This is a genomic window from Novosphingobium aeonii (assembly GCF_052279045.1).
Classification (GTDB): Bacteria; Pseudomonadota; Alphaproteobacteria; order Sphingomonadales; family Sphingomonadaceae; genus Novosphingobium.
On the sequence record NZ_CP176832.1, the window covers coordinates 543,014 to 557,019 of the forward strand.

The window sequence follows — 14,006 nt, forward strand, 5'->3', positions numbered from 1 at the left end:
AACGACCTATTCGAAAGGCGTCTCGTTGCCGTACACGCTGGTCCCCGCGCATGTCTGCGGCGCCTCGCCCCGGCCGCAGACGGCAAGCATCGTCAATGCGTAGACAAGCGCGCTCGAAGCCATGTCTTCCGGCGTCGGGCGCCAACGCGGCATGCCGGTGGTAACGGCCGGAACGCGGTGCATGTTGAAGACATTGTGATCGCGCCACATGCTGGAGAACACCGGATGGGCAGGCTCCACCACCGTCCCCCGCGCCAGCCGCGTGGCCGCATCGACAGCGCCCGCCAACGGGGCGACTTCTGAAGGACGCGCCTCGAAACCATGGCGAACCACCATCGGCTCCACATCGAAGCCTTCCACGTCCACGCCGCGCATGGCCTCCATGATGCCGTGGTAGGCATCGGCCGCCTTCTGGCGCGGGTTCAGCGAAACGTCGATGTAAAGCGCGCAGACTTCGGTTCCGGCGCCGAAGTCTATCGGCATGCCCCCGCGTACCGAGGCGATCTGCACCTTGGGATGGATCGCACCGCTGGCAGTTTCCATGACAGAATCGGCCTCGAATTTCAGGCCCCAGGCGTGCAGGGCCTCTATCACCGGGCCCAGCCGGTAGATCGGATTGGGATGGCGGCGCGGATCGGCGGGTGCATCCAGGATCGGCGAGAACACGCCCCGCCCGAAAATCCGCACCCGGTAGAGCGCATAGCCGCAGCCCTGCCAGGTCAGCCCGAAGTCGGTGCCCTCCGCCGCGATGGCATAGTCCGGCGCGACACCGCCGTGGTGGAACAGGTAATGCGCGCCGATGTCCTTGCCGTTCCAGCCGATGCCGGCGAATTCCTCGATCGGCTCGGGACCGATCTCTCCCGGACAGGCGGTGAGCCAGGTTTTGCCGGACAGGCCTATGCCGGCCTTCTTCAGCGCCTTGGCGGCGATCAGGAAGCAGGACATCGGGCCGCGGTCGTTGCTGATCGGGTAGCCGCGCAGACGGCCTTCCTCGTCCAGCCAGCACTGGGTCCATTCGGGATCGGCCAATGTGGAATCGCGATAGCGGAACTTGTCGTGCTCGCTCATGCCGCTCGGGCTCTCGGTATCGAGATGTGCGGTGAACAGCAGGTTCGCCCCCCGACCCGTCCCGCCGTATTCGCCGATCACATTGGGCCGCTCCGGCGTTGCGCCGACCTTGCGGGGGTTGAAGCCCTCCTTCGCCATCCAGCCATGGACGAACTCGGCCGCCGCCAGTTCCTCGCGCGAGCGGCTGGGAATGTTACCCAGGGTCAGGGCGAGCTCCACCAGTTCGTCGGTGTCGATGGCTGCGGCGATGGCGGCGCGCTCTTCCTCCGATACGGCATAAGGCGCCTTGGCGGGGTCGGCGAAGGTGGAAACGGGATCGGGCATGTCGGCCAAGGGATGGGCTCCGTGAAAAATCAGTGACCGGCGGCGAAGAGGTTCTCCGCCACTTCAGCCTCTCGGCCGTAACGCGGCAGCAGCATAAGCAGCAGCGCGCCGGCCAGCAGTGCGCCGCCCACGCCGACCAGCGCAGGGCGATAGGAATGGCGCGCATCGAACACGAGGTCGAGCAGGATCGGTGTTGTCCCCTGCGCGGCGATCACCGCCGAATACATGGCGCCGATAACCGAGCCGAAGTGCCTGGTGCCGAAATAGCGGGCGATGAAATAGGGCAGGGCTCCGAACTGGCCGCCGAGCCCGATGCCGAGCAGCGCACCGCCGACCATCAGCAGCGGCATGCCCTGTGCGGTTTCGAGCAGGACGAGTCCGGCCACTGCCATGAGGTACATCGGCACGGCCACGCGCGGCGTCTGGATCTTGTCCATGATACGGCCCGTGGCGATCTGCCAGCCTGAGGTGACAAGTGCGAAGACGCTGACCACTGCCGTTCCGGTGGCCACCGAGAAGCCCCGGTCGGAAAGGATCGGAACCACATGGCTGAATACCGCCGTTGTGCCCCCGGCGCCCGCCGCCAGCGCGATGAGGACCAGCCAGAACATCGGGGTCTGCGCGGCCTCGCCAAGAGTCATGCCCTCTCGCGCGGATTCCGCTTCGGCGCCGCTTGCCGCAGCACGATCGCGCAGCAACAGGAACAGCAGCGGCAGCGCGATCACCAGCATGAAACCGCTGATACCGAGATAGCCCGCACGCCAGCCCCAGGTCTGCACCAGCACGGCCGCCATGACCGGCAACACTACCGAGCCGATCCCGCAGCCGCCGCCCGCGCTGATGCCCAGCGCGGTGCCGCGATTCTCGTTGAACCAGTCCGCGATGACTTTCTGGAAGATCGGCGTTCCAGCCATGGCCCCGAAGGCGGCAAGGACCGTGAACGTAGCGTAGAACTGCACGAGACTGCCGTTGTTGAGCGCCAGCGCCGCGATCGACAGCGCAAGGCCGAATATCCCCACCAGCAGGGTCTGGCGCGCACCGCCCTTGTCCACGTATCGGCCGATAAGCGGATAGGTCACCGCGCCGACCAGCGCGAGGATGCCGAGCACGCCGGAGATGCTCGCCCGGCTCCAGCCGAACGTGTCGGAAAGCGGCACCAGGAACAGCCCGAAGACGGCGTGGACCGCCGGCGTCACGCTCACCGAATTGCCCAGAGTGCAGGCGAACAGCACGCCGCCCTTCGATCCGCGTTGGGGAGTGGTCACGGTCATCGGCGGCAACTCCTGAAAGGGATGGTGAGCGCGAAGGCTCAGGCGTTATCGCCCTTTGGCCAGGCCTGCTCGACCGCCTCGGTGGTGGTCAGCAGGACGCAGTTCTTCTCCATCGCCGAAAGCGAGCTTTCATGGAGGCCCGGCTCGTAAGCGGCGCTGGCATCGGAAACGAGGAACACGTCGTAATCATGATGGAAGGCCGAGCGCGCGGTCTGATCCACGCAGCAATCGGTTGAAAGGCCGCAGATCACCAGCGTCTCGATGCCCCGTGCGCGAAGCCGGGCGTCGAAGTCGGTACCATGGAAACTGTCATAGAGCAGCTTGGCGATCTCGATGTCGCCCGGCTCCGGGAAGATGCGGTAATAGTCGGCACCGCCATCCTCGACGCGGCAGATCGCCTCGCCGCCCGGCTGGCCGCGCCGCGCCATCAGCGTCTTGAGCGCGCGCGAATCGGTCTCGGGGCTGGTGACGACGCGCATCAGCGCCACTGTGGCCCCGGACGCCCGCGCCGCCGCCACCAGCTTCTCGCAGTTGTCGATCGCCGCCTCGGCCGGCGAGAGATCGACGCCATATCGTCCGAGCAGGCCATGCGGCGCGGCGAAATCGACCTGGATGTCGACGACCACCAGCGCGGTCGTCTTCGGGTCGATCATCGCCGCCAGGCCGGCGGGCTCGACATGGGGAAGGTCCTGGGTGCGCAGCGGCATCGGATCAGCACGCCACCGATGCGGCGACCTTGCCGGGGAAACGTTCGCGCAGGACCGGCAGGATCTCGGCTCCGAACACCGGCAGGCCCTTCAGATAATCGTCGAAGATCAGCATCAGGCCGTCGGTGCCCGAAGTGTCCAGCAGCTCGCCGAGCTGCTCGGTCACGCTCGCGGCGCTGCCGACGATCTGGGCCGACATGAACGAACTGCGCGCCTTGCGGGTGAAGTCGTTCTCCTTGCCGATCTCGGCATCGAGGAAGCCGTAGGCCCGCATCATGCCGGCCAATGCCCCTTCGTCGAGACCATCGGCATAGTGCTGTGCCCGCGCCTTGGCCGCTGCATCGCTTTCGTCGATCACCAGGGTCATCATCGAATAGGTGCGGATGTTGCGTCCATATTCGGCGGCGATGGTCTTGGCCCGGTCGCTGTTCCTGGCAAGTTCCGGCGCGGTGCCGCCGGAGAGGAAGATCGCATCCATCTCCTCCGACGTAAGCCGCATGCCGATCTCCGAGGAGCCGGCGCAGACGAGGAACGGCCGCTGTTCGGGCTTGGGCCAGGATTCGCAGTCCTCCAGCGTGAAATAGTCGCCCTTCATCGTGACCGAATCCTCGCTCCACAGGGCCTTGACCGCGCGGACCCATTCGTAGGCGAGGTCGTAGCGCTGGTCGTGATTCACGTCCTCGGGCCAGGCGCCCATCTGCGCGAACTCACCCTTGTAGGAGCCGGTGACGACATTGAGACCGGCACGGCCCCCGCTCACCTGCTGGAGCGTCGCCATCATCTTGGCGGCAACCGCCGGGTTCTGGAGCAGGGTGTGCAGCGTGGTGACGATGCGGGTCTTGCTCGTCACTTCGCTGAGCGCGGCCATGAGCACGATCGGATCGAGCGAGGAATCCCAGTGATGGGTTTCGCCGCCGTAGCCGCGGAACTTCGACATCGACATGATGAAGTCCATGCCCGCCGCCTCGGCCAGCACGGCGCACTGGCGGTTGTAGGCATAGGAGCCGTCAAGTTCGGGCTTGTTCTTCGACAGGATCCAGCCGCCATTGGCGACCGGCAGGAACAGGCCGAGGTCCTTGCCGCCGTTGTCCGAAGGAAGTCCGAAGGGCGTCATGGGAAACTGGTTCATCGTATCCTCTTGTTGGCCTGTGTCTCCGCCAGACGGGCATTGAAGCCTGTCTCGCTTGTGCGCCGATCAGCTTAGGGAAGCGGCCGACCGGTTCTTGATTGGCAGCGCATGTTCTGTTGCCGGCCTGCCGATAAGGTCCTCCACCGCCTCCCGCATCGGCATCGCCGGCGCGGCTCCCTGCCCCAGCGTGCAGAGGGCGGCGGCGACAGTGGCATAGGGCAGCGCCTCCTCAAGGGAGACGCCCTCGTCAAGCAGCGCTGCCAGCGCTCCGCAGAAACAGTCCCCTGCGCCGATCGTGTCCACCGGGATCACCGGCAGGGCGGGCACGTGAAGCTGCCAGCCGGTCCGCACCGCCAGCGCGCCCGCCGCCCCCAGAGTGACGATGACGGTCTGGTCCTCCCGCCGCAGGAGCCCGCGCGCGGTTTCTGCGATCACGGCCATGTCGTCATTGTCAGGGGCACTTTCGAGGCCGAGGAAAGCGGCCATCTCGTGCTGGTTCACGATCAGGATATCGACATGTTCGAACAGCGCCCGTCCTTCCTGCACGGCGGGGGCGCCGTTGAGGATGCGGACCGCCTTCGACTTCGCGAAAACGGGCAGCAGGGCGGAAACCGGCACTTCGAGTTGGGCAAGCAACACGCCCTCGCTCACCGGTCTGGCGTCCCTCAGCCGCGCATTGGCGCCGGGCACGACGATGATCTGATTCTCGCCCACCGAATCCACGGCGATATAGGCAGTGCCGGTGTCCACGCCGGGCAACATGGCAACGCCGCCGACGTCGATGCCGTCCGCTTTGAGGCGCGAGAGCATCCAGCTTCCCGAATCGCCTTCGCCCACCGCACCCACCATGTAGGTTTCCGCACCCATCCTTGCCGCCGCAACGGCCTGGTTTGCGCCTTTTCCGCCCGGTAGCCTGGCCGTGGCCATGGCCATGACCGTCTCGCCGGGCCGGGGAAGATGCTCCAGCGAAGTGATGATATCGAGATTGATCGAACCGAAGATGTGAACTGCCAAAGCTGTCACCTAACTTGTCTGGCGCCCAACCTGTTTCGCGCCCCTGCTTTTGTCATGGGCTGCATGGCCCCCACAGGCAGGTCAAGCGCGAGGCGCCGCCGTGCGCGCTGCCGCAACAATTGCGGTCTCCAGCGCAAAGAGCGCGGCTCGGCCCTCCTCCTACTCTCTCCTTGACCGAGCCCGCACCGGCGCCGGTATTTCTGCTTCGATAGTTCTACGCCAATCCTGAAGGGAAACGAAGATGACGAAATGGCTCATCACGGGCATCGGCGGCGGCCTCGGCCGCGCGGTGGCGCGTGCCGCGCTCGCACGCGGGGACGTGGTCGTCGGCACGACCCGAAGTGCGGGAGACCCGGAATTCGAGGCGCTGGCACCGGGCCGCGCGCATGTCCTCACCGTCGACCTGACCGACGAAGCCTCGGTCCGGTCCGCCGTTGCCCGGGCCGAGGAACTGACCGGCGGAATCGACCGCCTGCTCAACAATGCCGGTTACGGTCTGGTCGGCGCGATCGAGGAAGTCTCCATCGAAGAAGCCAAGGCGCTGTTCGAGATCAACCTGTTCGGCGCGATCCGCATGATCCAGGCGGTGCTTCCCGCCATGCGGGCGAGACGCGCCGGTCACGTAGTCAACATCACTTCGGTTTCTGGACATGCCCCCTGGGCGGGCACGGCCATCTACGGCGCCAGCAAATATGCCCTCGAATGCGTGGGCCAGACCCTTGCGCAGGAAGTGGCACCGATGGGCATCCGGGTCACCAATGTCGCGCCGGGCGGCTTCCGCACCGGATTCGCCGCCTCGGGTCTCAAGGTCGCCGCGAAGGACATCGCGGACTATGAGGAAGGCGCACACTTTGCCCGCCGCAGCCTGACGGAGGGTGCCGGCAGCGAAAAAGGCGATCCCACGCGCGGAGCCGAAGCGATTCTCGCGGCGCTCGATGCGCCGGAACCCCCGCTGCACCTGTTCCTTGGTGAAGACGCCCTGCACTACGCCCGCGACCAGATCGCCTTCGTGGGCGCGCAGATGGACGAATGGGAATCGCTTTCGCTTTCCACTGCGTTCGAACCCGCCTGATGCACCGGGCGCGGCTTCCCGAATGGGCCGTTGCGCGCGGGGCGGGATACAACAGCTTCGATACGATCCTTCCCGCCCGCAGTGCGCTGGTCGTGATCGACATGCAGGCTGCCTTCGTTGCCGAGAGCGAGGTCTTCGGCAACGCCTACGCCCGCGCGGCGATCGAGCCGATCAATCGGCTGGCAGCAGCCATGCGCCGGGCGGGAGGACAGGCCATCTGGACCCGCCAGACGGTCAGCGACGAGCCGCACCTCGCGGTTCCCGCATGGCAGTACGACATGTCGGACCCCATGGTCGCCCGTGCGGTGGAAGCCTTGCGCGCAGGCACGCGGTCGCACGCCATCCATCAGGCCATGGAATGCCGAGAGGACGACCTCGTGCTCAACAAGTACCGCTACGGCGCCATGTCCTGCCCGGCGGGCGCGCTGGAGAAGGTGCTTCGGGTAAGCGACGTGGAACTCGTCGTGCTGGCAGGCACGCTCACTAACGTCTGCGTGGAATCGACGGCGCGGGAGGCCAACATGCGGGGCTGGAAAGTGATCGTCGTTGCGGACGCCTGCGCAGCCGTGAGCGACGAGGAACACAACGCCGCACTTCTCAATCTGCGGCTGAACTTCGCCGATGTGAAGACGACGGACGAAGTGCTGGAAATGCTGGCCCCCCGGCCCTCTTGAGCGGTGCAGGGGGGGAGCCTGCCCCCCTGCATTCCCTTCATCAGCTCATCAGGCGCGGCACCGAGACGGAGAACACGTCGAAGTGCCCATCGGGATGCTCTTCCTTCCCGTCACGCGGCGCGGCGCGGTGCTGGACGACACCGTTCTTGCCGAAACCGTCCACCACCGGACGCCCGGCATCGCGGCTCAACCAGAGGCGCAGGAGATGGCGCTTGCGCTGCGGCTCGGGCCAGTCCCAGAACGTGGTGCGGGCATGAAGCGCGGCGTAGTTGGAAAGCCACTGGATGTCGCCGGGGCGGAAATCCATCTCGATCGCCATGCCCTCTTCGTAAGTGATCGTATCGAAGAGTTCGAGCACCTCGATCTGCTCGGGCGTCAGCTTGGGCACGCCTTCGTATTCCTGCGCGGTGAGGATATAGAGCGAACCCGCATACATCGAGAACACGCCGTCCACGAGGCTGACGATCGGCGAGGTATAGGTATCCGCCGGGGCATTGTGGTCCTGACGGCGCCAGTCCCAGTGGAAGGGTTCGAGCAGCAGCGGCGCCAGATCGGGGCGGCGGCGCAGGATCTCGTTGTAGATTTCGGCACCGGAAACGAGGCAGGAAAGCCCACCCTCCTTGGCCGGACGCAGGCACATGAGCGCGACGATATCCGAGCTGTCCGAGTGATAGACCAGCTTGTCGCGTACCTTGGAGGACAGCGCGGTGGGATCGTCCATGGTCTTGTCGCTGGTGGCGTAGACGTGGTCGATCAGGTCGCCCATCTCGTTCTGGCGGATCGGATCGCCCATATGCAGGCCGAGCACGTAGTAGATCGCGTTAGACAAGGCATCCGAATAGAGCTGGGTGCACAGGCCCCGGACCAGCACGAAACCGCGCCCATAGTCCACGTCCGCGCCCCATGATTCGACGGCATCGGCGCAGGCGACCAGCGGATATTCCTCGGCAGTGACGGTGCGCAGGTCCGGGTTCTCGGCCAGGAAGCGGGTACCCAGCTGCTCCAGTTCGGCAACCTGATCGTCCGAGAGCATGTAGATCCACTCGTCGGTAGCGGCCAGTCGGTCTCCGCGCCATGCGGCAGCAGTGGTGACGGGCGGGACGGCCTCCAGCGGCGCGGGAGCGGAACTGGCCATGCTTCGTGAGTCCTTCTCTGGGTCTGTAGCTATTGCCGGAGACCCTAGGCGGAATGCCACAATGTGACTTGGCGAGCGATGCCCGAAACCTTTTCCCCATGCGCATCCCATGATCGAACGGACTTCGATTGCGCAGGACAGAAATAGAACATAATATGAACATATGTTCGATTCGAGTCGCCTCAAACGTGCCGCGAGCCTCGTGCAGCCCTCTCTTGAGGGCTGGCCCGAGGCGCCTTTGCAGCAGGACGGCGTTCACGAATTCTACGCCGCCGGCGCTCAGGACGGCAGCGCCGCACTCGCCCTGGCCCTGCTTTGCGTGGTTCAGGGCACGGTCCAGAGATGCAGGCCAAGCGGACCGCTGATCTGGCTGCGTCTGGCAAAGGGCAAGCAATCCCGGCAGCGCCCTTATGCGCCCGGCCTTGCCGAACTCGGCATCGATCCCGCCGCGATAGTGCTGATGCGCCTGCCCGATATCCAGAGCCTGCTGCGCGCGGGTGTGGACTGCGTGCGGCACGGCGGCGCGGCAGCGGTGGTGATGGAGATGGACGGGCGCGCGCCAACCTTCGATCTTACCGCTTCCCGCCGTCTCGCGCTGGCGGCGGAACAGAGCGGCACCATGGTGATGATCGTGCGCAGCGGCGCCGAACCGACGCCCAGCGCCGCCCATACCCGCTGGCAAGTGGCCAGCGCGCCCTCGGTGCCCCTGCCCGCCGATGCACCGGGAGGTCCGGTGTTCGACATTACCCTGCTGCGCCGGCGCGGCGGGCGAGAGGGACTCAACCTGCAACTGGAATGGGATCGTGAGCGAGGCACCTTCCGAGCACCGATACCTGGCCGAGCGCCGATACTTGGCCGCCCGCCGCTATCTGGCGATCTATCTGCCCTTCCTGCCGTCCGAACGGGCGATGCGGGAAGGCGCAGCGCCGCCTGACGCGGCTTTCGCCCTCATCGCGAAGCAACGCGGGGCGCAGCGCATCATGGCACTGTCCCCCGCCGCGCTTTCGCTCGGCCTTTCGGCGGGGATGATGCTGGCCGACGCCCGCGCGCAGGAACCCGACCTTGTCGCGCTGGAGCATCGCCCCGAAGCGGACAATGCCCTGCTGCTGCGCGTGGTCGAGGCCTGCGAGCGTTACACGCCGATGGTCGCCCCCGATGGCGAGGACGCAATGGTGCTAGACCTCACCGGCTGCTTCGACAGTCTGGAAATGGACGAAACCGGCGTGCGGAACGATCTCGTAACCCGCCTCTCCCGGCTGGGTCTGCGCGCACTGGCCGCCTCAGCCGCAACCCCGGATGCGGCGCTCGCGCTCGCCCGCTTCGGCAAGAGCAGCTTGCGCGAACTGCCGGTGAGCGCGCTCGCCCTGGGAGAAGACGCCCACCTCGCCCTGCGACGGGCGGGGCTGCGCACTGTCGGACAACTCGCGGACCGCCCCCGCGCGCCTCTCGCCGCCCGGTTCGGCAAGGCCATGTCGATCGCGCTCGCCCGCCTGCTGGAGGAGCAGGATCGGCGCATCACCCCGCACCGCACCCTGCCCCCGATCTGGGTGGAGCAGCGTTTCGCCGAACCGATGGCAACGGTCAAACCCCTGCTCGGCGTGATCGAATGGCTGGCCGGACAGGCGCGGGATCTGCTCGTCGCGCGCGGACGCGGGGGGCGCCGCTACGAAGTCTCCCTGTTTCGCACCGACGGTCATATCGCCCGGCTGGCGGTAGACAGCGGCTTGCCCCTGCGCGAACCTGCCGATGTCGTGCGGCTGTTTCGCGAACGCATCGAATCGCTGGCCGATCCGCTCGATCCGGGATTCGGCTACGACCTGCTGCGCCTTTCCGTTCCGCTGCATGAAGACGTATCGGAGGGACAGGTTCGGCTGGATGAAGAGACCTCCGGCAAGCCGGACCTCGCCCCCTTGCTGGACCGCTTGCAGGTACGCTTCGGGGCCGAATGCCTTCACCGCTTCGCCCCGCGCGATGAACATTTGCCGGAATATGCAGACCGCCTCGTACCCGCCGCTTCGGCCCCACAATCCTGGCCCCAGCCGGAAGTGGGCGAACCGCCCCTGCGCCCGCTGTTCCTGTTCGACCCGCCCCAGCCTGTCACCGTCCTGGCCGAAGTGCCCGACGGCCCCCCGCGCCGGTTCGGCTGGCAGGGCCGGCAACACCGGGTCGTGCGGCAGGAAGGTCCGGAGCGCCTCGCCTATCCCTGGTGGAAGACGGTCGAGGCCACAGGCCCCACCCGCGACTACTATCGGATAGAGGACGAGGACGGCCGCCGCTTCTGGCTGTTCCGCCACGGCCTTTACGGCAGCGAGAAGACCGATCCCCGCTGGTATCTGCACGGCGTCTTCGCATGAGTGCGGACACGCCGCCTTATGTCGAATTCGCCACGACGACGGCCTATTCGTTCCTGCGCGGCGCCAGCACACCGGGTGAGATGGCGCTCTGGGCCATGGCCCTCGGCCACCCCGGTATCGGCATCGCCGATCGTAATACCGTGTCCGGCGTCGCCCGCGCCCTCGCCGCGCTGCGCAAGTTCGCGGAAAAAGCCGAGGCGGAGGGCGAGACCCTGCCCGATTTCCGCCTCATGGTAGGCGCAAGGCTGGTCTTTGCCGACGACACGCCAGAAATCCTCGCTTATCCGACCACCCGCTACGGCTGGGGCCGCCTGACTCGCCTGCTCACCACTGGCAACTTGCGCACGACCAAGGGAAACTGCGTACTGCACCTCGACGACCTGCTCGCCTTCCTGGAGGACATGCAACTGATCGTCGCCACGCCCGCCTCAGACGACCTCTTGCGCCGACTCTGGGATGCAGCCCCCGGCAAGGTGTGGCTGGGTGCGACGATGCTGCGGCAAGGCCGCGACGCCCGCCGCTTAATGGCCCTGCGCGAACAGGCCGCCATGACCGGCGTGCCGCTGATCGCCATCAACGACGCGCAATACGACAAGCCAGAGAACCGCCCCCTCCACGACGTCATGACCGCGATCCGCGAGAAAACCACGGTGCAGGCCGCCGGCCGCCGCCTCGCCGCCAATGCCGAACGGCACCTGAAACCCGCTGCCGAAATGGCACGCCTCTTCGCCGCCGCCCCCGAAGCGATCGCCGCCACCCAGGACTTCATGAACGGCATCGCGTTCAAGCTCGACGACTTGCGTTACCAATATCCGCACGAGCCGGTGCCCTATGGCTATACCGCGCAAGGCTGGCTGACCGAACTTGTCTGGAGCCGGGCAAGCGACCTCTATCCGCAAGGCACTCCCGACAAGCTGACCGGGCTGCTCGCCGGGGAACTGGAGATCATCGGGAAGCAGCAGTACGCCGCCTACTTCCTCACCGTCCACGATATCGTCCAATGGGCGCAAGGGCAGGGCATCCTCTGCCAGGGGCGCGGCTCGGCGGCCAATTCCGCTGTCTGCTTCATCCTCGGGGTCACAGCCGTCGATCCCGTGAAACACAGCCTCCTGTTCTCCCGCTTCATCTCCACCGAGCGCAAGGAACCGCCGGATATCGACGTCGATTTCGAGCACGAGCGACGTGAAGAGGTGATGCAGTACATCTACAAGCGCTACGGCCGGGACCGCGCCGGGATCGCCGCCACGGTGATCCACTACCGCTCGCGCAGCGCCGCCCGCGACACCGGCAAGGCGCTGGGCCTGAGCGAGGACGTAACCGCCCGTCTCGCCAGCACTGTCTGGGGCAGCTACGCCGCCAAATACGATCGGAACCGCTGCCTCGAAGCCGGACTTGACCCCGACAACCCGACGATCGCGCGGGTCAATCGCTTCACCGAAGCGATTCTGGAGTTCCCCCGCCACCTTTCCCAGCATGTCGGCGGTTTCGTCCTGACTCAGGACCGGCTCGACGAGACCGTGCCGATCCACAACGCCGCCATGGAAGACCGCACCTTCATAGAATGGGATAAGGACGACATCGACACGCTCGGCCTGATGAAGGTCGATATCCTGGCGCTCGGCATGCTGACCTGCATCGGCAAGGCTTTCGCGATGATCGAGACTCACATCGGCCGCCAGTATCAGCTGAACTCGGTGCCGGGTGACGAGGAAGACCAGAGGAACAACCCACCCCATGTCCGCGCCGTCTACGAGATGCTCCAGCGCGGCGACAGCATCGGCGTCTTCCAGGTCGAGAGCCGCGCCCAGATGAACATGTTGCCCCGGCTGAAACCGGAGAATTTCTACGATCTGGTCATTCAGGTCGCCATCGTTCGGCCCGGCCCGATTCAGGGGGACATGGTCCATCCCTATCTGCGCCGCAGGCAAGGGATCGAGAAGGTGGAATTTCCTTCTCCCGCCCCGCCGCATGACCCCAGGGAACTCCACGAGGTGCTAGGCAAGACACTGGGCGTTCCCCTGTTCCAGGAACAGGCGATGAGGCTGGCCATCACCGCCGCGAACTTCTCCGATGCCGAAGCCAACCAGCTCCGCCGCGCCATGGCGACTTTCCGCAATCTCGGCACCATCGACTCCCTGCGCGGCAAAATGGTCGGCGGGATGATCGCACGCGGATACCAGCAGGACTTCGCCGAGCGCTGCTTCAGGCAGATCGAGGGTTTCGGCAGTTATGGCTTCCCGGAAAGCCATGCCCTCGCCTTCGCGCGGCTGGTGTGGGTCTCGGCCTATATCAAACACCACTACCCGGCCGTTTTCGCCGCAGCCTTGCTCAATTCGCAGCCCATGGGCTTCTACGCCCCGGCCCAGATCGTGCGCTGCGCACATGAGCACGGCGTGGAAGTCCGCCCCGTCGATGCGAACCACAGCGAATGGGATTGCACGCTGGAGCGGAATGCGAAAGGCAAACTCGCGCTGCGGCTGGGCCTGCGCCAGATCAGCGGATTTCGCGAGGATTGGGCCGACGGTATCAAGGCGCACCGCCCTTACACCAACCTCGAAGACCTCGCCCGGCGTGCCGGCCTGCCCCAGCGTGCGCTCAACCTTCTGGCCGATGCCGATGCCTTGCGATCGATCGGTCTGGACCGGCGTGAAGGCCTGTGGGAAGCGCGCCGCACACCTACCGGAGAGTTGCCGCTTTTCGCCGCCGCCCGCGCCCGCGAACTGGGTGAGGAGCCGCCTGCGGCCCTGCCCGCCATGCCGCTTTCCGAACAGGTCGCGGCCGACTACCAGACGACGCGCCTCTCGCTGAAGGCCCATCCGATGAGCTTCCTGCGCCCGTTCTTCGCGGCAGAAGGCGTACTGAGATGCACTGAACTGGCACAGAAGAAGGGCAAGCACGTCAAAGTCGCCGGAGTCGTGCTGGTTCGTCAGCGTCCTGGAGAGGGCAATGCGATCTTCGTCACGCTGGAGGATGAAGAAGGGATCGCCAACGTGGTGATCTGGGCCCGGCTGTTCGAAACCTATCGCCGCGAAGTCATGGCCGCGCGGCTCATGGTAGTGGAGGGTATCGTCCAGGTCAGCCCCGAAGGCGTCGTCCACCTCATGGCCCAGCGCATCCACGATCGCTCCGCGGAACTGGCCCGGCTGTCGGAAGTTCACGAAACCGACCCGCCACTCTCGCGCGCCGATGAGGTGGTGCGCCCGCAGCATCCGCGCAATGTGCGAATCCTGCCGCGATCACGCGACTTTCACTGAACCG

The 14,006-nt window shown here is 66.1% G+C and carries 11 protein-coding genes; 5 read left to right on the forward strand and 6 right to left on the reverse strand.

The features are described 5' to 3' along the window. Positions 1 to 6: 6 nt before the first annotated feature. The 5 genes from ACLIMP_RS02730 to ACLIMP_RS02750 all read right to left on the reverse strand — a co-directional run bounded on the left by ACLIMP_RS02730 (position 7) and on the right by ACLIMP_RS02750 (position 5,513). Positions 7 to 1,392: a zinc-binding metallopeptidase family protein gene (locus tag ACLIMP_RS02730; protein ID WP_324699096.1), complete on the reverse strand. Its 1,386-nt coding sequence runs from the start codon at positions 1,390 to 1,392 to the stop codon at positions 7 to 9. Between the two features lie 29 nt (positions 1,393 to 1,421). Further along, positions 1,422 to 2,663, reverse strand: coding sequence for an MFS transporter (locus ACLIMP_RS02735; protein ID WP_185998376.1), 1,242 nt, complete (start codon positions 2,661 to 2,663; stop codon positions 1,422 to 1,424). A gap of 38 nt (positions 2,664 to 2,701) precedes the next feature. Further along, a complete protein-coding gene (locus ACLIMP_RS02740) occupies positions 2,702 to 3,370 on the reverse strand; it encodes a cysteine hydrolase family protein (RefSeq protein ID WP_054442126.1) in 669 nt (222 codons plus the stop codon). A 4-nt stretch (positions 3,371 to 3,374) separates the two neighbouring features. Continuing rightward, positions 3,375 to 4,499: an LLM class flavin-dependent oxidoreductase gene (locus ACLIMP_RS02745; RefSeq protein WP_054442125.1), complete on the reverse strand. Its 1,125-nt coding sequence runs from the start codon at positions 4,497 to 4,499 to the stop codon at positions 3,375 to 3,377. A gap of 66 nt (positions 4,500 to 4,565) precedes the next feature. Beyond that, on the reverse strand, positions 4,566 to 5,513 hold the full coding sequence (locus tag ACLIMP_RS02750) for a ribokinase (RefSeq protein WP_324697383.1): 948 nt from the start codon (positions 5,511 to 5,513) through the stop codon (positions 4,566 to 4,568). Between the two features lie 241 nt (positions 5,514 to 5,754). Here ACLIMP_RS02750 and ACLIMP_RS02755 point away from each other — a divergent pair, with 241 nt between their 5' ends. Together ACLIMP_RS02755 and ACLIMP_RS02760 are read left to right on the forward strand one after the other, a co-directional pair. Beyond that, positions 5,755 to 6,585 (forward strand): oxidoreductase, encoded by an 831-nt coding sequence (locus tag ACLIMP_RS02755; protein ID WP_054442123.1) that lies wholly within the window; start codon positions 5,755 to 5,757, stop codon positions 6,583 to 6,585. Next, complete coding sequence (locus ACLIMP_RS02760; RefSeq protein WP_443478030.1) at positions 6,543 to 7,259, forward strand: isochorismatase family protein; 717 nt, start codon at positions 6,543 to 6,545, stop codon at positions 7,257 to 7,259. The genes ACLIMP_RS02755 and ACLIMP_RS02760 overlap by 43 nt, the downstream gene beginning before the upstream one ends. A 40-nt stretch (positions 7,260 to 7,299) precedes the next feature. Here ACLIMP_RS02760 and ACLIMP_RS02765 read toward each other — a convergent pair whose 3' ends face one another. Continuing rightward, entirely contained in the window at positions 7,300 to 8,394 is a 1,095-nt protein-coding gene (locus ACLIMP_RS02765; RefSeq protein ID WP_324697388.1) for a TauD/TfdA family dioxygenase, read from the reverse strand. A 163-nt stretch (positions 8,395 to 8,557) separates the two neighbouring features. Here ACLIMP_RS02765 and ACLIMP_RS02770 point away from each other — a divergent pair, with 163 nt between their 5' ends. From ACLIMP_RS02770 to ACLIMP_RS02780, 3 genes are read left to right on the forward strand one after another with little or no spacing between them, the layout of a single operon-like run. Next, on the forward strand, positions 8,558 to 9,328 hold the full coding sequence (locus ACLIMP_RS02770) for an ImuA family protein (RefSeq protein WP_324697390.1): 771 nt from the start codon (positions 8,558 to 8,560) through the stop codon (positions 9,326 to 9,328). Then, positions 9,303 to 10,748 (forward strand): Y-family DNA polymerase, encoded by a 1,446-nt coding sequence (locus ACLIMP_RS02775; RefSeq protein ID WP_185998905.1) that lies wholly within the window; start codon positions 9,303 to 9,305, stop codon positions 10,746 to 10,748. Before ACLIMP_RS02770 ends, ACLIMP_RS02775 begins: the two co-directional genes overlap by 26 nt. Continuing rightward, complete coding sequence (locus ACLIMP_RS02780) at positions 10,745 to 14,002, forward strand: error-prone DNA polymerase (RefSeq protein WP_324697394.1); 3,258 nt, start codon at positions 10,745 to 10,747, stop codon at positions 14,000 to 14,002. Before ACLIMP_RS02775 ends, ACLIMP_RS02780 begins: the two co-directional genes overlap by 4 nt. Positions 14,003 to 14,006: the final 4 nt, after the last annotated feature.